Here is an 18,918-nt window from a genome sequence, read left to right on the forward strand (position 1 = left end):
GTGAAGGGGGCGGGGGACGGTGACGTCCGTCGAAACATCGATCGGGAAAGTGGAGCAGGCAGCGCGAGCCGACGCCCGCGCTTGCCACGTCGGGCGCGGCTGGTTTGCCGCCGGATGATACGCGTCAGCGGGCCGCCATCGCAACGTCCGGACTGCTGCGCCCCGTCACCAGGCAGCCCGACATGAAGGCCTCGCTCTGGCTGCCGGCGGCGGCTTCGCCGAAGCCGCGACCGAGCGCGTCGGCCTTCACCTGCGCGGCGCCTTGCTCGCACGCGAGCGGGCTGGCGTCGCGGCCCTGCGCGTGCAGGATCGCGCGATCGCCGATGAGATAGGCCAGCAAGGCAAAAACGGCGATATGTACGGCTCGTCTCATGGTTCGTCTCCTCGTCGCTCAAGCGTAACGCGGACATGTTCGACGAAGCACTTGGGGCTTCCCCCGGTAAACGTCTGCTGAAAGCGGCGGCGGGCACGGCGATCCTGTCCCGTTTTTCCGCCGCCAGCGCCCGGCGGGCGGCCAATGCGCGCGAGTTTGACGAATGTCAGGGTGCGGGCGGACGGCGGCGGTCGCGCGGCCGTTCAAGGCGATAGCATGAATGCATGAGTTGACGGAGCGCGATGCGGGACCCACGCATCGGTTCCGGCAAGCAGGCCGATGTTGAATATCGCTGTCTAAATAGTGAGGAATCCAAATGTTGAACGTCTCTTCCGTGCTGATCAGTCTTGCCCCGATGTGGGCCATCCTGCTGCTGGCGTCTTCGGCGGCCGCCTATTTCGTGTTCTGGCGCAAGGTCATCGACTAAACGCCGCGCGGCAGCCTGCGCACGGTGCGCACGCATGACGCGCCGCTGCCGTCATTGCACCGCCGTCACCGGCACATTCGAAATCCGCACCAGCCGGGCCATCACGCTGCGCCGAAACACCGACATCAACGCGTGCAGCGGATCGCGTCTCGGCGCGGCCACGACGATCTCGTCGCACCCGGTCTCGGTTGCCGCGGCCGCGATCGTGTCGGCCACCGGCCCGACCTTCATCACGACGCTGAATTTCACGTCCGCATCGCGCAGGATCCGCTCGGCCATTGCAAGATCGTCGGTCGCGAATTGCGTCTCGATCGCGCGCAACCGCGACAGCGGGTGATAGGCCTCGAGCCGCGTCGATTCGAGCGGCGGCTGCACGTTGATCAGCACGACCTCCGACGCGCAGCGCTCGCGATACAGGAACGTCGCGTGCCGAACGGCCTGTAGCGAGCGCGATGAATGGCCGACCGGAACCAGCAGCTTGAGCATGAGCGATGTCCGGGAAACGAGATGCTTGCAGCGTAGCGCGCGGGCGGGCGGAGGCATCTAAAGAGATCGCACGACCGCGTAAAAATGTCGTTAACGAGCACCGGCAGGCCGCCGGCACATGACGCACCTATTAGAAATATAAGAAATTTAAGTTTATGCGCATAAACGATTTCATCGGCCGTGACGGCCTGAGCAGCCAGACACGGACCGCCCGGATTCAGTCGGATCCTCAATGAATCGCGACGGAAAATATCGGAGGTCGACGATCCGGCGTCACGTAGAGTAGAGCATCGGCCGCGGCGCGGCCGCCTCCCGGCGGGCATGGGAGCGGGCGCCGTCGAACGGCCCGCCATTCGATTCCGACTTCAGGAGACCTCGCATGCCGCACGGCGCCCCGCAGTTTCTCGCTCCCGCTTCCATTTCCGTCGATCCGATCGTGCGTCTGTCGGCCGGCGAGCTCGCGTCGGCGATCCGCAGCAAGGCGGTTTCGTGCGTCGAGACGATGCGCGCGTATCTCGACCACATCGAGCGCGTGAACGGCGCGGTCAACGCGATCGTCGCGCTGCGCGACCGCGATGCGCTGCTGGCGGAAGCCGCGGCAAAGGATGCGGAGCTGGCGCGCGGCGAGTACCGCGGCTGGCTGCACGGGATCCCGCAGGCGCCGAAGGATCTGGCGATGACGAAGGGGCTGCGCACGACCTACGGCTCGCCGATCTTCCGCGAGAACGTGCCGCAGGCCGATTCCGTCGGCGTCGCGCGCATGCGCGCGGCCGGCGCGATCTTCATCGGCAAGACCAACACGCCGGAGTTCGGCCTTGGTTCGCACACGTTCAACGAGGTCTACGGCGCGACGCGCAACCCGTACGACCTGACGAAGAGCGCGGGCGGCAGCAGCGGCGGCACGGCGGCGGCGCTCGCGTCGCGGATGCTGCCGGTGGCGGACGGCAGCGATTTCGGCGGTTCGCTGCGCAATCCGGCCGCGTTCTGCAATATCTACGGCTTCCGGCCGTCGCAGGGCCGCGTGCCGCGCTGGCCGGGCGTCGACGTGTTCATGCAGCAGCTCGGCATCGAAGGGCCGATGGGCCGCACCGTCGGCGACGTCGCGCAACTGCTCGCGATCCAGGCCGGCTACGACCGCAACGATCCGCTGTCGCTCGCCGAGGATCCGGCCGTGTTCGCGCAGCCGCTCGACGCGGACCTGCGCGGCAAGCGCATCGCGTGGGTCGGCGACTGGAACGGCTATCTCGCGACCGAGGCCGGCGTGCTCGCGCAGTGCGAGCACGGGCTGGCGACGCTGCGCGAAATCGGCTGCGACGTCGATGCCGCGCTGCCGGCGTTCGCGCCCGACCGGATCTGGCGCCTGTGGCTCACGCACCGGCACCTGCTGTCGGGCGGCGGGCTGCTCGCGCACTATCGCGACCCGGCGCGCCGCGCGTTGCTGAAGCCCGAGGCGATCTACGAGGTGGAAGGGCTGCTCGCGATGCAGGGCGCGGCCGTGTTCGACGCGAGCGTCGAACGGACCGCGTGGCATCAGGCAGTGCTGAGCTTCTTCGACCGTTACGACTTCATCGCGGCGCCGACCGCACAGGTGTTCCCGTTCGACGTCGACCAGCGCTGGCCGAAGGAGATCGCGGGCCGTGCGATGGATACGTACCACCGCTGGATGGAAACGGTCGTGCCGTGGACGCTGGCCGGCTGCCCGGTGATCAACGTGCCGGTCGGCTTCAACGACGCGGGGTTGCCGATGGGGATGCAGCTGATCGGGCGTCCGCGCGCCGATCTCGCCGTGCTGCAGCTTGCGCGCGGCTACGAGCAGGCGGCCGACTGGGTAGCCCGGCGGGTGCCGACGTGGATGGCGGCGTAATACCGCGGCCGGCTGGCGGGTGGTAGCCGGTAGCCGGGTGACGAGAACGGGCGGCGACGTGCCGCCCGTTTCGTTTTGCATCGCCTGATGCGAAGCGCGGCGGCCGATGCGTTTCGTCGCACTGCCGCCGGCGCAGGCGCGAGCCTGCGTCCATTGATGCAACCCGAGAACGAATCGCGAGACGTGCGCGGCCTCTCACGACAAACACATGCGAATCCGCGTGACAGGGGCCGGCGGTCGCCGAATTGCAAGCGGCGCCGCCGCCCGATTTCGTTTCGATGTGTTTCAGTCGTTGCGGCGGCGCGCGACGCGCTTCGACAATATCGCCTCGACAATTCGGGCACGAGGGAAACACATGAAGCACATTCGCGCGACGGGCCGGCATCTGGCCTCGGCAGGCATCGCGTTCGGCATCCTGGCGAGCGGCGCCGCGCACGCGCAGCTCGACCTGCAGTCGATCGGCGCGTCGCTGCTCGGCGGCGGGCAGCAGCAGGCGGCGCCGGCGCAGGGCGGTGTCGCGCAGTTGCTGCAGGCCTATGTCGGCGCGAACCAGCAGGTGCTGAACGGCCAGTCGTCGCTCGCGTCGGCGATGGGGCTGACGGGGGCGGCCGGGCAGGCGCAGCAGGCCGCGAGCCAGTTGTCCGGCGGCGCTGCGCTGTCGCCGGCCACGTTGTCGCAGATGGGCGGCGCGCAGCAATCCGTGTCGCAGGCGCTCGGCCAGGCGTTCGCGAGCGGCGGCGCCACGCACGGCCCGATCGACAAGCAGGCGTTCAGCAACGGCCTCGCGTCGCTCGGGCAGGGGCTCACGCAGTATTCGCAACTGCAGTCGGGGCTCGGCAATCTCGGTTCGACGAGCGCGGCGTCGCTGCTGCAGTCGGGGCTGAATCCGCAGAACATGCAGGCCGCGTCGTATATCGCGCAAAGCGCGCCGGGCCAGTTGCAGTCGCTTGCCGCGACGCTCAGCCAGGCCGTGCAGTTCGCGACGAGCCAGGGCATTTCGGTGCCGTCGGTCGCGTCGTCCGCGCTGAAGCTGCTGCCGTAACGTAGTGCGACGGCGGGTGCGATGCGCGGCCGGCATCGCGCACGCCGGCCACGAACGATAGGCCCGCACAACATGGGGATTTCGCGCGATGCTATCGTGACGGGTCCCTTTCATCGGTGCCGGTTCATGACTGACTCGTTCGACCTCTCGCGCTATTTCTCCCGCATCGGCTACGACGGCCCGGCCGAGCCGACGCTCGACGTGCTGCGCCGGCTGCATCTGCTGCACCCGCAGGCGATTCCGTTCGAAAACCTCAATCCCCTGACCGGCGCGCCCGTCGCGCTCGACCTGCCCGCGATCGTCGACAAGGTGATCGAACGTCGCCGCGGCGGCTACTGCTTCGAACTCAACAAGCTGTTCTACACCGCGCTCACGACGATCGGTTTTCGTGTGACGCCGCTGATCGCACGCGTGCGCTGGATGCGGCCGCCCGAGATCGTCACCGCGCAGACGCACATGCTGCTGCGCATCGACCTCGACGGCGCGGCATGGCTCGCGGACATCGGCTTCGGCAGCGCGACGCTGACCGCGCCGCTGCGCTTCGTGCCGGGCGAGCGGCAACTGACGCCGCACGGCGCGTTTCGCGTGATCGATGCGCCGGTCGACGGCGAATTCGACATGCAGTTCGAGATCCCCGACGGCTGGCACACGACCTACCGCTTCTCGCTGAAGCCGGCCGAATGGATCGATTACGACGCCGCGAACTGGTTCACGTCGACGTATCCCGAATCGATCTTCGTGAACGACCTGATCGCGTGCCGCGTGCTGCCGGACGGCCGCGCGGCGCTGCTCAATACCGTGCTGACGCTGCGCGACGCGGCGGGGGCCGGGCGCACGGTCGCGTTCGACAATGCCGCCGACTGGGCCGCGTGCCTGCGCGATACGATCGGCATCAATACGGCGGGATTCGATCTCGACGCGCTGTTCGCGCGGCTCGCGGCGCGCAGCGCGAGGTAACGCGGCGGACGATGCACTGCAAGCGGCCTGCTCGCGGGCCGCACGCCGATTCAATCAACTCGTTTCATCGCCCCGCATTTGACTTTTGCTAGATTGCTAGCATACTAGCCTCCATGACCGACGAAGAAGTGAAGCAATTCAACGTGTACCTGCCGCTTTCCCTGATCCGGCAGGTCAAGCATCGCGCCATCGAGACGGAGCAATCGCTGTCCGCGCTGGTGGCCGATGCGTTGCGCGCGTATCTGGCCGCGCCGCTGCCCGGCGCGGGACCGTCCAACCAGGAGGAGTGACATGTCATCCGAGCGAATCGAAGCCGTGTATCTGACCACGCACAACTGGGGCAAGTCGGCGAAGTTCTTTCAGGCGCTGGGCTTCAGGCTGGAATTCGAAACCGATCACCACTCGGGCCAGTTGCGCAGCGGCGACGGCCCGTTCCTGTTCATCGCCGAAGTGCCGCCGAGCGAACAGCCCGACATGCAGGTCGTGCTCAAGGTGGCCGACGAGCAGGCGCTGCAGCCGCAGCCGATCGTCGATGTCGTCACGCCGTTCGAGGACACGCACTGGGGCACGCGCGACATGACCGTGCGCGATCCGGACGGCAGGGTGTGGCGCCTGCAGGCGCCCGGCAAGCAGCGCGCATGAGGTCGACATGACGGATATCCGCGAAGACGACGCGCCCGACAGTACGGCCGCCCGTGTCGCGCTGTGGCGCGCGCTGCACGTCGAACTCGACGCGCCGCCGCATGTGCTCGCCGACGCAATCGGGTTGCAATTGCTCGCGCCGGCACCCGGCTGGCAGCAGCGCGGCGACATGGATCCGCAGTTTACGCGGCCGTTTCGCGCGTCGATCGTCGCGCGGGCGCGCTTCATCGAGGATCTCGTGGCCGAGCAGGCCGCGCGCGGCGTGAGCCAGTACGTGATCCTCGGCGCGGGGCTCGACAGTTTCGTGCAGCGCCGGCCGGACATGGCGTCGCGCGTGACCGTGTTCGAAGTCGACCAGCCGGCGCCGCAGCGCTGGAAGCAGCGCCGCCTGGTCGAACTCGGCTTCGGCGTGCCCGACTGGCTGCGCTTCGTGCCGGTCGATTTCGAGGCGAAGCAGTCGTGGCGCGACGCGCTCGTCGGCGCGGGCTTCGATGCCGGCCAGCCGGCGGTCGTGGTGTCCACCGGTGTCAGCATGTACCTGACGCGCGAGGCGAATGCGGTCGCGCTGCGCGAAGTCGCGTCGCTCGCGCCCGGTTCGACGTTCGCGATGACGTTCCTGTTGCCGCTGGAAAATGCGGATCCGGACGTGCGCCCGGGCCTGGAAATGGCCGCGAAGGGCGCGCAGGCGAGCGGCACGCCGTTCATCAGCTTCTTCATGCCGGACCAGATCCGGGCGCTTGCACGGGAGGCCGGCTTTAAGAAGGCCGAACACGTGTCGGCTGCCGAGCTGACGCGCCGTTATTTCGCCGATCGCACGGACGGCCTGCGGCCGCCGAACCACGCGGAGGAATTGCTCGTCGCGACGGTTTGACCCGTCGCGACCCTCACGTCCCTCACGCCCGTTCGAGCACGGCCATTTCCCGCACGACCACGAGCAGCACCGCGAGGCTCGCGCCGCCGGATGCGCGCAGGTCCGCGAGCAGGTGCTCGTAGCGTACGAGCGCGGTCTCGCGGCGCACGCGCCACGCGCCGACGATCGTGTCCGGCGTGGTCGAATCCGGCGATTCCGCGAGCGCGCTCGTCGCGAGCGTGCGCTTGAGCCGCGCGACTTCCGCGAGCGCGGCGGCGCGCGCGAGCATGTCCCAGTGCGTCGGCGTCGGCAGGTTCGCCGCGCGTTCGCCGATCCACCCGTAATTGAGCAGCGTGCCGAGCGAGAAATACACGCCCGCGACGAGTTCGAGGCTGCGATTGCAGGTCGCCGCCACTTCGGCGATGTCGAGCAGCGCGGCTGAAATATCGCCGCTCGCGACGCGTACCGCGAGCGCGCTGTCGACGCCGGCGTCGACCAGCACGCGCTGCCGCTCGGACAGCGCATCGAGATCGTCGGCCGGCAGCAGCGACGGCAGTTGCGGCGCGATGCGCTGCACCGCGTCGCGGCAGCGCGCGATCAAGCCGGCGACGCCGCCGTCGGCCACCGCGCCCGACTGCAGATGCCGCAGGAACCACAGCGCCGCACGCTCCAGCAGCCGCGCGACGTCGACGAACATGCGCGCCTGCACGTCGTCGGCGACGCGGTTGTCGAGCGCGTCGATGTCGCGCCATACCGCATCGAGGTCGAACACGTCGCGCGCCATGATGCACGCGCGCACGATGTCGCCGGGCTTCGCGTCGGTTTCCTCCATCAGCCGGTGCACGAACGCGCAGCCGACGCGATTCACGAGCGCGTTGGTCAGGTGCGTCGCGAGAATCTCGCGGCGCAGCGGATGGCGGCGCATCGGTTCGCTGAAGCGCTGTTGCAGCGGCTTCGGGAAGTAGTCGACGAGCATCGCGGCCACCAGCGGATCCTCGGGCACGTCGGATTCGAGCAGCGCGTCGTACAGCCACATCTTGCTGTACGCGAGCAGCACCGCGCGCTCCGGCGACGTGAGGCCGAGCTTCGCGGCCTGCCGCTCGGCGACTTCGTCGTCGGTCGGCAGGAATTCGATCACGCGGTTCAGGCGGCCCGCGCGCTCGAGCCAGCGCATCAGGCGTGCCTCGGCGTCGAGCAGTTCGACCGCATAGCGGCCCGCGATCGACAGTGCCTGTGTCTGGTAGTAGTTGTCGCGCAGCACGAGCAGCCCGACTTCGTCGGTCATTTCCGCGAGCAGTGCGTTGCGCTGCTTCTCGGTCATCTCGCCGTCGGACACGACGAGCCCGAGCAGGATCTTGATGTTGACTTCGTGATCCGAACAATCGACGCCGGCCGAGTTGTCGATCGCGTCGGTGTTGATGCGGCCGCCGCGCTGCGCGAATTCGATGCGACCGAACTGCGTGCAGCCGAGATTGCCGCCTTCGCCGACCACTTTGCAGCGCAGGTCCGCGCCGTTTACGCGCACCGCGTCGTTCGCGCGGTCGCCGACCTGCGCGTGGGTTTCGCGCGCGGCCTTCACGTAGGTGCCGATGCCGCCGTTGTACAACAGGTCGACCGGCGCCTGCAGGATCGCGCGGATCAGCTCGGTCGGCGGCAGCGCCTGCGCGTCGATGCCGAGCACGGCCTGTACGGCCGGCGACAGCGGGATCGTCTTCGCGGTGCGCGGATACACGCCGCCGCCCGCCGAGATCACGGACGTGTCGTAGTCGGCCCAGCTCGAGCGTTCGAGCGCGAACATGCGCTGGCGTTCCGCGAAGCTCGTCGCCGGGTCGGGATTCGGGTCGAGGAACACGTGACGGTGATCGAATGCGGCGACGAGCCGGATATGCGGCGACAGCAGCATCCCGTTGCCGAACACGTCGCCCGACATGTCGCCGACGCCGACCACGGTGAAGTCGGTCGCCTGCGTGTCGACGCCCATCTCGCGGAAGTGCCGCTTCACCGATTCCCACGCGCCGCGCGCGGTGATCGCCATCTTCTTGTGGTCGTAGCCGACCGAACCGCCGGACGCGAACGCGTCGTCGAGCCAGAAGCCGTATTCGTGCGAAATCGCGTTCGCGTAGTCGGAGAAGGTGGCCGTGCCCTTGTCGGCCGCGACGACGAGGTAAGGATCGTCGGGGTCGTGGCGCACCACGTCGGGCGGCGGCACGATCGCGTTGCCGGCGAGGTTGTCGGTGAGGTCGAGCAGCCCGCGCAGGAACGTCTGGTAGCACGCGATGCCCTCGCGCATCCAGGCTTCGCGATCGCTCGGCGGCGGCGGGTTCTTCACGACGAAGCCGCCTTTCGACCCGACCGGCACGATCACGACGTTCTTCACCATCTGCGCCTTCATCAGCCCGAGCACCTCGGTGCGGAAATCCTCGCGACGATCCGACCAGCGCAGGCCGCCGCGCGCGACGCGCCCGCCGCGCAGGTGCACGCCCTCGACGCGCGGCGAATACACCCAGATCTCGAACATCGGCTTCGGTTCGGGCAGGCCGGGCACCTTCGCCGGGTTGAACTTGAACGACAGGTACGGCTTCGGTTCGCCGTTCGCGTCGGCGAGGAAGTAGTTCGTGCGCTCGGTCGCGTTGATCACGCCGAGGAACTGGCGCAGGATGCGATCCTCGTCGAGGTTCGGCACCTGGTCGAGCGCGCCTTCGATCGCCTTCAGCAGCCGCTCGGCCTGCACGTCGCGCGTGTCGCCGATGCGCGGGTCGAAGCGCAGCAGGAACAGCTCGACGAGTTGCCGCGCGATCGCCGGATTGCCGGTCAGCGCGCGTTCGATATACGCGTCGCTGAAGGTCGAGCCGACCTGCCGCAGATATTTTGCATACGCGCGCAGAATCGTCACTTCGCGTGCGCTCAGGTGCGCGCGCAGCACGAGGCGGTTGAAGTCGTCGTTCTCGATCCGGCCGCTCCAGATCCGGTCGAACGCATCCTCGAACAGGCCTTTCACGCGTTCGATGTCGAACTCGGTATCGTCGGCGAGCTCGAGGCCGAAGTCGTGCACCCATGCATGCGCGCCATCCTGCGTCTGGATCCGGTACGGCCGTTCCTCGTCGACGCGCACGCCGAGATGTTCGAGCATCGGCAGGCTGCGCGACAGCGCGATCGGGTCGCCCGCGCGATACACCTTGAAGCGGAACGCGCGCGGCTCGGCCTCGATCGGCCGGTACAGGTTCATCGCGAGCTGGCCCGTGTCCTTCACGCGCTCGATCAGCTCGATGTCGCGCACGGCCGTGCGCGCCGGATAGTCGTCGCGATAGCCGGCCGGGAACGAATCGGCATAGCGCTGCAGCAGGCGGTTGCCTTGCTCTTCGCCGAATGCGTCGAGCAACGCGTCGGCGAGATCGTCCTGCCAGCGGCGCGTGACCTGCACGAGCCGCGTTTCGAGTTCGCGCGTGTCGACGTCGGGCATCGTGCCCGGTTCGGCATGCACGACGAAATGAATCCGCGCGATCGCCGATTCCGACAACAGTGGCGTGAATTCGACGTTCACGCCGTTGTACGCATCGACGAGCAGCTTCGCGATGCGGCGGCGCAGGTCGGTGTTGTACTTGTCGCGCGGCACGAACACGAGGCACGACACGAAGCGGTCGAACCGGTCGCGCCGCACGAACAGGCGCGTGCGCTGGTGTTCCTGCAGCCGCAGGATGCCGAGCGCGATGTCGTAGAGCTGGTCTTCGTCGGCCTGGAACAGTTCGTCGCGCGGATAGGTTTCGAGCACCGTCACGAGCGACTTGCCGAGATGGCCCTTCGGCAAGAAGCCCGCGCGCCGCACGATGTTCGCGCACTTGCGGCGCACGATCGGGATCTCGGCGCTCGACACCATGTACGCGGTCGACGTGTAGAGCCCGATGAAGCGGCGCTCGCCGGTGACCTTGCCGTCGGCGCCGACGAGTTTCACGCCGACGTAGTCGAGGTAGCCGGGGCGGTGCACGGTCGCGCGCGAATTCGCCTTGGTCAGGAAGATCGGCCAGGGGCCGGTGATGATCTCGGCGGCCGCCGGCGGCAGCGGCGTCACGTCGGGCGCGCCGGACGTGCGTAGCGATTCGCGCAGGATGCCGAAGCCCGAACCCTCGATGCCGCGCAGCCCGAAGCCCGTGCCGTCCGATACGAGCGCGTAGTCGCGCTGACCGAGGAACGTGAAGTGATCGGCGGCCATCCATTCGAGGAACGCGCGCGCCTCGATGTCCTCCGCGGTCGCTTCGCGCGCCTTCATTTCCTTGATCGTCGCGCGGGCGATGTCGACGATCTTCGGCCAGTCCTCGACCGATGCGCGCACGTCGCCGAGCACGCGCGCGATGTCCTCGCGCAGCGTGTCGAGCAGCGCGGCGTCGCCGCAGCGGTCGACCTCGAAATGGATGAACGACGCGAGTTGCGACTGGCCGTCGCTGGAGGTCGCGCCGCCCGCGTCGACGCGCTCGATGCCGCCGCCGGCGCCGCGCCAGATGCGGAACACCGGATGCAGCGCCGAATGCAGCGCGAGCCCGAGACGGTTGATGGCCATCGTCACCGAGTCGACCAGGAACGGCATGTCGTCGTTGACGATCTCGATCACCGTGTGGTCGGAATGCCAGCCGTGCTGTTCGAGGATCGGGTTGTACACGCGCAGGCGTTCGCTGCCGGGCACGAATTTCTGGGCGGTCTGCCAGTGCGCCATCGCGGCGCCGTACAGGTCGGCGATGCTGCGGTTCTGCAGATCGTCGGCATCGACGAAATCGTAGTAGTGACGCAGGAAAGGTTCGACGATCCGGAACGTGGCTTCGGGCAGCCGCCCGCGCGCGAATTCGACGACGTCGGAGAGCAGGTGTGCGACGACTTCCTCGTTCTTCGCTTCCATGGCGGTCTCCGTCGGGTGGCCATTGGCTGCTGCGTCTGTCCGGCATTATGCGCCGATTGCGTGACAAAGCGATGTGCGGGCGCACAAGGGCGGCGGGCGGAGAAACCCGCATGCAGCGCCGCTCGCGGGCACCGCGGTGCAGGGTTCAGCGCAGGGCGAACGACGCGGAAGCGACGCGGCCCTCGACGCTCAGCGCTCGTCGCTCCACAGCTTGCCGGCCGTCGCCCAGTTCTCCTTCTTCACGTCGGTCAGGATGATGTCGACCGAGCCCGGCGTGCAGCCGAGCGTCTCGCACGTGACGCGCGTGATTGCTTCGACGAATGCGCGCTTCTGCTCGACGGTGCGGCCTTCGAACAGCTGGATATTGAAAGTCGGCATGACACGGGCTCCGGTTGGGATTGAACGATTGGCGATGAACGATTCGGTCGGGTGCGGAGGCAACGTCAGTCGCGATACGACGGATCGATCCGGTCGAGCCGGCGCAGCAGCGCCGGCCATTCCAGTTCGCCTTCGATCGCGCCGCCGTCGCGCAGTTGTTCGGCGGTGCGCTCGGCGATGGCCGGCTCCGGCAGCACGAGCGGGCCGCCGCCTGCTTGCGCGCGCACCTGGATATCGCACGCCTTGATCAGCGTATCCATCAGCACGTACGCCTCGGCGACCGTCCGGCCGACCGTCAGCGTGCCGTGGTTGCGCAGCAGCATTGCCGATTTCGCGCCGAGGCTCGCGGTCAGCCGCGCGCCTTCGGCCGGCGAGAACGCGAGCGCTTCGTAGTCGTGATACGCGAGATCGCCATGAAAGCGCAACGCGTGCTGCGACGCCGGCAGCAGCCCGTCGCGCTGGATCGACACGGCGATGCCGGCCGTATTGTGCAGGTGCATCACGCAGACGGCGTCGGCGCGCGCGGCGTGCACGGCCGCATGCAGGGCGAAGCCGGTCACGTTGACCGCGTGCTCGCCGTCGCCGATCCGGTTGCCGGCCACGTCGATCTTCACGAGGTTCGATGCGCGAACCTCGTCGAACGTGAGGCCGAACGGGTTGATCAGGAAGTGACCGGGCTCGCCGGGCACGGTCGCGGACAAATGCGTGTAGATCAGGTCGTCCCAGCCGTTCAGCGCGACGAGCCGGTACGCGGCGGCGAGGTCGACGCGCAGCTTGCGTTCGGCGTCGGAGATCGGGCCGCCGGGCTTCACGGCGTCAGGACGGTGTGCGAATGACATCGGGTGCTCCGAGGGTGAAGCGGCGTGCGACGGCTACGGACACCCACGCCGCGAGCGCGAACGGGGCCGTGAACACGGGGAGGCCCGCGCGCATCGCGAGCCACTGGATCAGCGCGGCGAGGGCGGCGGCCGCGAACGCCGTACGCGGCCCGCGCGGCATCAACGCGAGCGCGGCGAGCGCGCCGTTGAAGCCGAGCAGGCCGTCGGCGAGCGACGCGTCGCTCGCGCCGAGCGCGACCAGCAGCACGGTCGACACGATCGTACCGCCAAGCGCGAACGCGGCCGCGCGGCGTGACGCGACGGCGAGGCCGGCGACGACCAGCGCGCCGGCCCATGCGCCTTGCGCGAAGGTGGTCTGGGCGATGCCCGACAGCAGCGCGTCGGCGGCGCAAGCGAGCGTCAGCACCGGGCCGGCGGTCGCGCCGTCCGCATGCTGCGATGCGACAAACGGCAGCCACAGCGCGGTGACGGCCAGGCACGGGCTCGAATACGGGCACTGCCGCCAGCGGGTGAGCGACACCCGCATCGCGCGTTGCACGAGCGCCGCGCCGATCGCGACGAGCGGCGCCAGCGCGACGGCGGCAAGTTGATGGGGCGCGAACAGCACGGCGATCAGCGCGGCCAGCGCGCCGTTGAAGCCATGCAGCCCCTGTTCGACGTCGCGGCGTTCGGCGCCCGTCAGCACGGCCGTCATGGTGGCGGCGGCCGAGCCGACCAGCGCCGCGCACGCGAGCCGCAGGTCGGTCAGCGCCAGTGCGGCGAGCAGCAGCGCGCCGGTGAGCGCGTTCGCCTGCAGCACGACCTGCCCGATGCCGCGCAGCAGGATGCGCAGGTCGATCGACGGCGAGGCGGGGCGGGCGGTAGGCATGGCAGCGGCGGAACAGGGATGAGCCGCGAGCATAGGACACTCCGCGATGCACCGGAATAGGGAATTCTGGATAGTCAGGATTTGGGGTGGATGCCCTGAAACGGTGCATCGAGAAGTGCGGTGCGCATACTTGGGATGTTTTGTTGGCGTTTTCGCGAGATTCTGGCGATTCGATATCAAATTTGCGTCATCGCTATTGTTTTCGCGTGCACGCTGGGCTGCCGCCACGGAGGTGATCCATGCGCGTCAGTTTCAACGCGCTGGAGACCGGCCAGCCGAGCTGGACTCAATCGACGGTGACATTCCGGATAGCGATGATTTATGTGACGATGCCCCGACACGGGATACCAAGGAGGTGGAACGATGCGTGAGGTGCGTTGGGCGTCGCTCGAAGGCGACGGGGTCGAACATCTGACGTTCGACCGGAGCGGCGGCGCGATCGTCGTCGAAAGCGCCGTGGTCGGTCAGCGGTACGGCCGTGCGTACGGGCTCGCGTACCGGGTCGAGTGCGATCCGCAGTGGCGGGTGAAGTACGCGGTGCTCAAGGTGATGGGCGGCGGCACGCTCGAACTGCACGGCGACGGGGCCGGGCACTGGCGCGACGGTTCAGGCCGCGAACTGCACGAGCTGGACGGCTGCGTCGACATCGACATCGCCGCGACGCCGTTCACGAATTCGCTGCCGATCGGCCGCCTGGGCCTCGCGCGCGGCGAGCGGCGGCCGATCGACGTCGCGTACATCTCGACGCCGGACCTGAAGGTCACGCCGGTCAAGCAGGCTTATGCGTGCATCGAACCGGGCCGCCGCTACCGCTACGAAGGCATCTTCCGTAATTTCACCGCGGAGATGGACATCGACGACGACGGCCTCGTGATCGACTACGAAACGCTGTTCAAGCGCCTGCCGCCGCTGCGTTGAACCGCGGCTCCCGGTGGCGCGGCCGGTGCCGCCGCCGGTACTGCGGCGAGCGCGGGCCGTTCATGCGCGGACGCGAAGCGGTCGATCCGCGACGCGATCATGTCCGGGTGACGCAGCACGATCCAGTGCGTGCCGTCGATTTCCTCGCGCACGTGCTCGCCGAGCCAGCGGTCGAGGTCGACCGACATCTCGGGCGTCACGTAGCGGTCGCGCACGGGCACCAGGATCTGCACCGGCGCCTGCGCATACCGTTCACGCGGCTGGCGGGCCCGCGCGAGAAAGTTCGCGCGGTACATCTGCATCCCGTGCAGCGCGTTCTTCAGTTGCACGGGATCGCGCTCGGCGCGCACGCGTTCGGTGAGCTGCAGCCAGCGCGGCCACAGCGCGGCGCCGCCGAGCCGCCACACGAGCGACGGCACGACCGGCAGATGAAAGAACGCGATGTACCACGACTTCAGGCTCTGCTTGAGCCGCATCTTCGCGCGGAACACGTGATCGAGGCACGGGCCGGAGATCGACGTGTACGACGCGATGCGGCCGCGGAACGCGGGGTCGGTCACGGCCTCCCAGCACTGGATCGAGCCCCAGTCGTGGCCGACCAGGTGGAACGGCCGGCCGCCGCAGGTTGCGTCGGCCACCGCCTTCAGGTCGCCGGCGAGCCGTTCGAGCGTGTAGTCGGCGCGGCGGCGCGGCGCATCGGACGCGCCGGCGCCGCGCACGTCGTACGCGATCACGCGGTAGCGCTTCGCGAGCCGCGCGCGGATCGGCGCCCACACGGCCGCCGAGTCGGGATAGCCGTGCACGAGGATCAGCGGCGGCGCGCGACGCGACCCGCTGACGTAGACGGCGAGTTTCACGTCGCCGGACTGGACGGTCAGCATCTCGTGAGCGCGCGCCATGGCGTCATGCCTGCGCAACCGAATGCAGCGGCACGCGGCGCGGGGCGGCTTGCGCCGCATAGCGCGCGTTGGTTGCGTCGATGTTCTCGAGCAGCGTGTCGAGCGCCTGCAGGTACTGATGGTTGTCGTGATCCCACGGGTGGAAGCCCGGGCGGAAGTAGTCGAGCCATTCGCGCGCGATGCTCGGGAACACGCCGTTCTTCGGGCTGTACAGATACTTCACGAGGCGCCACATGCCGCCGAACTTGCCGTGTTCGCGACGGTGCGCGCGCATCAGCCGCACGTGGAAGTCGAACACGATGGCCCAGAAGAACACGGTCGTCGTCAGCATCGTGCCGGTGCGCAGCAGGTAGCTGCCGAGGCCCGGCTTCATCACGGTGCGCCACACGTCGTAGGACACCGCCTTGTGCTCGGTTTCCTCCATCGCATGCCACATCCACATCTGCTGGTAGCCTTCGACCGAGCCGTCGATCCGGTGCTCGTGACCGGACAGCAACTGGTTCGCGAGGATCGCCGTGTAGTGCTCGAGCGCGATCGTGATCGCCAGCTGCATCGAGTGCGGCAGCACCTTCTTGAACCAGCCGAGGATCGTCCACAGACGCTTGTCGAGCTTGTGCGCGGGCAGGCCGGACGCCTGCAGCAGGTCGTTGTACTCGATGTGCTCGCGCGTGTGCATCGCTTCCTGCCCGATGAAGCCGATCACCTGCTTCTTCAGTTCGGGGTCCTCGATCCGGTCGCGGTAGTTGCGCACCGAATCCATGAAGAAGCGTTCGCCGGCCGGGAACAGCAGCGACAGCGCATTCATGAAGTGCGTGACCGGCACGCCCTGCACATGCCAGTCCTTCGCGCGTTCGGGCGGTAGCGCGAAACGGATGTCGCGCCGTACGGGCATCATGTTCGGTATCGTCATGATTGTTCTCCCTGATTGCCTGCATTGTTGTAGGTGGCGTGCGCCGGGGCCGGCGCCGGCGTGCCGCGTGCGGCACGGCGGGCCTTGGCGGCCTCGCGGCGGGTCGCGAGCACGACGAGCGCCTGGTACGCGGCCGGCAGGATGCGCGCCATCCAGTCCGCGCCCTTCGCGTCGCGGCCGATCAGCACGCGGCGCTTGTTCCTGCGCACGCCGGCGAGGATCGTGCGCGCGGCGTCGTCGGCGGTCGTGATGAAGAACTTCTCGAAGCTGTCCTTGCCTTGCTGTTCGCTCTCGACGATGAAGCCGACCATGTTCTTCGCGACGCGGCTCGACTGCGCGATGTTCGTGCGGATGCCGCCCGGATGCACGCAGGTGGCCGACACGCCGCACTTCATCATGTCGAGTTCCTGGCGCAGCGATTCGGTGAAGCCGCGCACCGCGAACTTGGTCGCGTTGTAGCCGCTCATGCCCGGCTGCGCGAAAATCCCGAAGATGCTCGACGTGTTGATCACGTGGCCGTCGCCCGATGCCTTCAGGTGCGGCAGGAACGCCTTCGTGCCGTGCACGACGCCCCAGAAGTTGATGTTCACGATCCACTCGAGATCGCTGTATTCCATGCCTTCGATCGTGCTCGACAGCGCGACGCCCGCGTTGTTGAAGATCAGGTTGACCTTGCCGTGCTCCTTCGCGGTGTCGTCGGCCCACGCGAACATCGCGTCGCGATCGCCGACGTCGAGCACGCGCGTCGACACGCGCACGTTCGGCGCGATCGCGCGGACGATCCGCTCGGTTTCCGCGAGGCCGACGCCGTTCTTGTCGGCGAGCGACACGTGGCAGCCGGCCTGCGCGAGGTGGATCGACAGCGCGCGGCCCATGCCCGAGCCGGCACCCGTGATCGCGGCGACCTTGTTGGCAAAATCTCTCATGTCGGTGGCTCCTTGTCTGGCTCAGGCCGCTTCGGCGGACGTGGAAGCGGAAGCGGCCGGCGCGGCGGCGGGCCGCGCGGTCATGTCGGGTTGCGCGCGATACGCGTGGTAATCGGCGATCGAGAACTGCGCGGTGGCCTGACGGAAGCGCCACGTGAAGCCCGGCCACAGCGTCGTGTTCTTGCCGGTGCGCGGGTCGAGGTACCAGCTCTTGCAGCCGCCGGTCGACCAGATCGCCTTCTTCAGCTTGCCCTGCAGGTCGCTGTTGAACTGCGCTTCGACGAGCGGGCGCACCTCGATCGCCTCCGCGCGCTCGCGACGCATCGCCTGCAGCGCGCCGAGGATGTATTCGATCTGCGACTCGATCATGAACACCATCGAGTTGTGGCCGAGGCCCGTGTTCGGGCCGACGATCATGAAGAAGTTCGGGTAGCCCGGCAGCGTCGTGCCGAGATACGCGTGCGCGCCATCGCGCCACGCGTCGACGATGTCGAGGCCGCCGCGGCCGATGATCGCGCCGCGCGGATACGGGTCGGCCACCTGGAAGCCGGTGCCGTAGATCAGGCAGTCGACTTCATGACGCTTGCCGTCGGTCGTCACGACCGCGTCGGCCTCGATGCGATCGATGCCGGTCGTGATCACGTCGACGTTCTTGCGCGACAGCGCCGGGTAGTAGTCGTTCGAGATCAGCACGCGCTTGCAGCCGAGCGTGTAGTTCGGCGTGACGACCTTGCGCAGTGCCGGATCGGGAATCTGCTTGCGGATGTGGCGCAGCGCGAGCTTCTGCACGTTCTTCATCAGCGACGGATGGATCGCGAAGCCGAGCACGCGCGATTCGAGCATCCAGTAGATGCCGCTGCGCACGACCTTCTGCGTGAACGGCAGCGTGCGGAACAGCCATTTCTCGAAGCCGGTCAGGTTGCGGTCGGGCTTCGGCATGATCCACGGCGGCGTGCGCTGGAACAGCGCGAGCGTCTTCACGCGCGGCGCGATCTGCGGCACGAACTGGATCGCGCTCGCGCCGGTGCCGATCACCGCGACGCGCTTGCCTTCGAGCGGGTAGTCGTGATCCCACTGCTGCGAATGGAACGCGCGGCCCTGGAAGGTTGCGACACCGGGAATCGCCGGCAGCGCGGCGCGCGACAGCCCGCCCATTCCCGACACCAGCACGCGCGCGGACAGCCGCTTGCCGTTCGCGAACGTGAGGCGCCAGCGTTGCGCGGCTTCGTCGTACTCGGCGCGCTGCAGCTCGTGATTCAGCCGCAGGTGCGGGCCGACGCCGAAGCGCTGCACGCAATCTTCGAGATACGCGCGGATCTCCGGCTGCGGCGCGAACATGCGCGTCCAGCGCGGATTCGGCGCGAACGAGAACGAATAGACGTGCGATTGCACGTCGCATGCACACCCGGGGTAATGGTTGTCGCGCCACGTGCCGCCGACCGTCGCGGCCTTCTCGAGGACGACGAAGTCGGTCACGCCCGTTTGTTTCAGGCGGATCGCCATCCCGAGGCCGGCGAAGCCGGTGCCGATGATGGCGATGTCGATGGTTTCGTCCAGGCCGTCGTGGCCGGGTGGACCGAAAGGCAACGTGCGAGCATTCATCCGGGTGTCTCCGATCTGGCTCATTTTTTAATGTTACATTGGTTGATGTAAC

General features: G+C 68.1%; 17 protein-coding genes. 7 read left to right on the forward strand and 10 right to left on the reverse strand.

What is annotated here, in order from left to right:
- Positions 1 to 124: 124 nt before the first annotated feature.
- Together HWX14_RS11075 and HWX14_RS11080 are read right to left on the reverse strand one after the other, a co-directional pair.
- Positions 125 to 373: an adhesin gene (locus HWX14_RS11075; RefSeq protein WP_126369257.1), complete on the reverse strand. Its 249-nt coding sequence runs from the start codon at positions 371 to 373 to the stop codon at positions 125 to 127.
- Between the two features lie 478 nt (positions 374 to 851).
- Positions 852 to 1,286: a universal stress protein gene (locus tag HWX14_RS11080; protein ID WP_175882755.1), complete on the reverse strand. Its 435-nt coding sequence runs from the start codon at positions 1,284 to 1,286 to the stop codon at positions 852 to 854.
- 379 nt (positions 1,287 to 1,665) lie between these two features.
- Between HWX14_RS11080 and HWX14_RS11085 the strand changes: the two genes are divergently transcribed.
- The 6 genes from HWX14_RS11085 to HWX14_RS11110 all read left to right on the forward strand — a co-directional run bounded on the left by HWX14_RS11085 (position 1,666) and on the right by HWX14_RS11110 (position 6,662).
- Positions 1,666 to 3,150, forward strand: a complete 1,485-nt coding sequence (locus HWX14_RS11085) for an amidase (RefSeq protein WP_175882756.1) — start codon at positions 1,666 to 1,668, stop codon at positions 3,148 to 3,150.
- A 355-nt stretch (positions 3,151 to 3,505) separates the two neighbouring features.
- On the forward strand, positions 3,506 to 4,192 hold the full coding sequence (locus HWX14_RS11090; RefSeq protein ID WP_175882757.1) for a hypothetical protein: 687 nt from the start codon (positions 3,506 to 3,508) through the stop codon (positions 4,190 to 4,192).
- Between the two features lie 126 nt (positions 4,193 to 4,318).
- The gene (locus HWX14_RS11095) at positions 4,319 to 5,149 is read left to right on the forward strand and encodes an arylamine N-acetyltransferase (protein ID WP_175882758.1); all 831 of its coding nucleotides are present in this window, start codon (positions 4,319 to 4,321) and stop codon (positions 5,147 to 5,149) included.
- 113 nt (positions 5,150 to 5,262) lie between these two features.
- Entirely contained in the window at positions 5,263 to 5,439 is a 177-nt protein-coding gene (locus HWX14_RS11100) for a ribbon-helix-helix domain-containing protein (RefSeq protein ID WP_175882759.1), read from the forward strand.
- 1 nt (position 5,440) lies between these two features.
- The gene (locus HWX14_RS11105; RefSeq protein ID WP_175882760.1) at positions 5,441 to 5,791 is read left to right on the forward strand and encodes a VOC family protein; all 351 of its coding nucleotides are present in this window, start codon (positions 5,441 to 5,443) and stop codon (positions 5,789 to 5,791) included.
- Positions 5,792 to 5,798: 7 nt separating this feature from the next.
- Positions 5,799 to 6,662 (forward strand): class I SAM-dependent methyltransferase, encoded by an 864-nt coding sequence (locus HWX14_RS11110; protein WP_175882761.1) that lies wholly within the window; start codon positions 5,799 to 5,801, stop codon positions 6,660 to 6,662.
- A gap of 22 nt (positions 6,663 to 6,684) precedes the next feature.
- Here HWX14_RS11110 and HWX14_RS11115 read toward each other — a convergent pair whose 3' ends face one another.
- The 4 genes from HWX14_RS11115 to HWX14_RS11130 form a co-directional block, all read right to left on the reverse strand.
- Positions 6,685 to 11,526 carry an NAD-glutamate dehydrogenase gene (locus HWX14_RS11115; protein ID WP_175882762.1) on the reverse strand — a complete coding sequence of 1,614 codons (4,842 nt, stop codon included), beginning with the start codon at positions 11,524 to 11,526 and terminating at the stop codon, positions 6,685 to 6,687.
- Positions 11,527 to 11,715: 189 nt separating this feature from the next.
- Positions 11,716 to 11,904, reverse strand: coding sequence for a 4-oxalocrotonate tautomerase (locus tag HWX14_RS11120; protein WP_059500251.1), 189 nt, complete (start codon positions 11,902 to 11,904; stop codon positions 11,716 to 11,718).
- A 65-nt stretch (positions 11,905 to 11,969) separates the two neighbouring features.
- Positions 11,970 to 12,743: a class II aldolase/adducin family protein gene (locus HWX14_RS11125; protein ID WP_175882763.1), complete on the reverse strand. Its 774-nt coding sequence runs from the start codon at positions 12,741 to 12,743 to the stop codon at positions 11,970 to 11,972.
- Positions 12,721 to 13,611 carry an urea transporter gene (locus tag HWX14_RS11130; RefSeq protein ID WP_175882764.1) on the reverse strand — a complete coding sequence of 297 codons (891 nt, stop codon included), beginning with the start codon at positions 13,609 to 13,611 and terminating at the stop codon, positions 12,721 to 12,723. Before HWX14_RS11130 ends, HWX14_RS11125 begins: the two co-directional genes overlap by 23 nt.
- Positions 13,612 to 13,974: 363 nt before the next feature.
- Between HWX14_RS11130 and HWX14_RS11135 the strand changes: the two genes are divergently transcribed.
- On the forward strand, positions 13,975 to 14,529 hold the full coding sequence (locus HWX14_RS11135; protein WP_175882765.1) for a putative glycolipid-binding domain-containing protein: 555 nt from the start codon (positions 13,975 to 13,977) through the stop codon (positions 14,527 to 14,529).
- Here HWX14_RS11135 and HWX14_RS11140 read toward each other — a convergent pair.
- From HWX14_RS11140 to HWX14_RS11155, 4 genes are read right to left on the reverse strand one after another with little or no spacing between them, the layout of a single operon-like run.
- The gene (locus tag HWX14_RS11140; protein WP_175882766.1) at positions 14,490 to 15,428 is read right to left on the reverse strand and encodes an alpha/beta fold hydrolase; all 939 of its coding nucleotides are present in this window, start codon (positions 15,426 to 15,428) and stop codon (positions 14,490 to 14,492) included. The genes HWX14_RS11135 and HWX14_RS11140 overlap by 40 nt on opposite strands.
- Positions 15,429 to 15,432: 4 nt before the next feature.
- Positions 15,433 to 16,338 (reverse strand): metal-dependent hydrolase, encoded by a 906-nt coding sequence (locus tag HWX14_RS11145; RefSeq protein WP_175882767.1) that lies wholly within the window; start codon positions 16,336 to 16,338, stop codon positions 15,433 to 15,435.
- On the reverse strand, positions 16,335 to 17,264 hold the full coding sequence (locus HWX14_RS11150; protein WP_175882768.1) for an SDR family oxidoreductase: 930 nt from the start codon (positions 17,262 to 17,264) through the stop codon (positions 16,335 to 16,337). The genes HWX14_RS11145 and HWX14_RS11150 overlap by 4 nt, the downstream gene beginning before the upstream one ends.
- 21 nt (positions 17,265 to 17,285) lie before the next feature.
- A complete protein-coding gene (locus tag HWX14_RS11155; RefSeq protein WP_175882769.1) occupies positions 17,286 to 18,866 on the reverse strand; it encodes an NAD(P)/FAD-dependent oxidoreductase in 1,581 nt (526 codons plus the stop codon).
- Positions 18,867 to 18,918: the final 52 nt, after the last annotated feature.

The sequence above is a fragment of the Burkholderia sp. BCC0044 genome (genome assembly GCF_902832955.1).
Classification (GTDB): Bacteria; Pseudomonadota; Gammaproteobacteria; order Burkholderiales; family Burkholderiaceae; genus Burkholderia.

What these genes read in the sequence shown, in the direction of transcription:
- HWX14_RS11075 (WP_126369257.1), bottom strand. Translation starts at nt 373, where the DNA reads ATGAGACGAGCCGTACATATCGCCGTTTTTGCCTTGCTGGCCTATCTC.
- HWX14_RS11080 (WP_175882755.1), bottom strand. Translation starts at nt 1,286, where the DNA reads ATGCTCAAGCTGCTGGTTCCGGTCGGCCATTCATCGCGCTCGCTACAG.
- HWX14_RS11085 (WP_175882756.1), top strand. Translation starts at nt 1,666, where the DNA reads ATGCCGCACGGCGCCCCGCAGTTTCTCGCTCCCGCTTCCATTTCCGTC.
- HWX14_RS11090 (WP_175882757.1), top strand. Translation starts at nt 3,506, where the DNA reads ATGAAGCACATTCGCGCGACGGGCCGGCATCTGGCCTCGGCAGGCATC.
- HWX14_RS11095 (WP_175882758.1), top strand. Translation starts at nt 4,319, where the DNA reads ATGACTGACTCGTTCGACCTCTCGCGCTATTTCTCCCGCATCGGCTAC.
- HWX14_RS11100 (WP_175882759.1), top strand. Translation starts at nt 5,263, where the DNA reads ATGACCGACGAAGAAGTGAAGCAATTCAACGTGTACCTGCCGCTTTCC.
- HWX14_RS11105 (WP_175882760.1), top strand. Translation starts at nt 5,441, where the DNA reads ATGTCATCCGAGCGAATCGAAGCCGTGTATCTGACCACGCACAACTGG.
- HWX14_RS11110 (WP_175882761.1), top strand. Translation starts at nt 5,799, where the DNA reads ATGACGGATATCCGCGAAGACGACGCGCCCGACAGTACGGCCGCCCGT.
- HWX14_RS11115 (WP_175882762.1), bottom strand. Translation starts at nt 11,526, where the DNA reads ATGGAAGCGAAGAACGAGGAAGTCGTCGCACACCTGCTCTCCGACGTC.
- HWX14_RS11120 (WP_059500251.1), bottom strand. Translation starts at nt 11,904, where the DNA reads ATGCCGACTTTCAATATCCAGCTGTTCGAAGGCCGCACCGTCGAGCAG.
- HWX14_RS11125 (WP_175882763.1), bottom strand. Translation starts at nt 12,743, where the DNA reads ATGTCATTCGCACACCGTCCTGACGCCGTGAAGCCCGGCGGCCCGATC.
- HWX14_RS11130 (WP_175882764.1), bottom strand. Translation starts at nt 13,611, where the DNA reads ATGCCTACCGCCCGCCCCGCCTCGCCGTCGATCGACCTGCGCATCCTG.
- HWX14_RS11135 (WP_175882765.1), top strand. Translation starts at nt 13,975, where the DNA reads ATGCGTGAGGTGCGTTGGGCGTCGCTCGAAGGCGACGGGGTCGAACAT.
- HWX14_RS11140 (WP_175882766.1), bottom strand. Translation starts at nt 15,428, where the DNA reads ATGGCGCGCGCTCACGAGATGCTGACCGTCCAGTCCGGCGACGTGAAA.
- HWX14_RS11145 (WP_175882767.1), bottom strand. Translation starts at nt 16,338, where the DNA reads ATGACGATACCGAACATGATGCCCGTACGGCGCGACATCCGTTTCGCG.
- HWX14_RS11150 (WP_175882768.1), bottom strand. Translation starts at nt 17,264, where the DNA reads ATGAGAGATTTTGCCAACAAGGTCGCCGCGATCACGGGTGCCGGCTCG.
- HWX14_RS11155 (WP_175882769.1), bottom strand. Translation starts at nt 18,866, where the DNA reads ATGAATGCTCGCACGTTGCCTTTCGGTCCACCCGGCCACGACGGCCTG.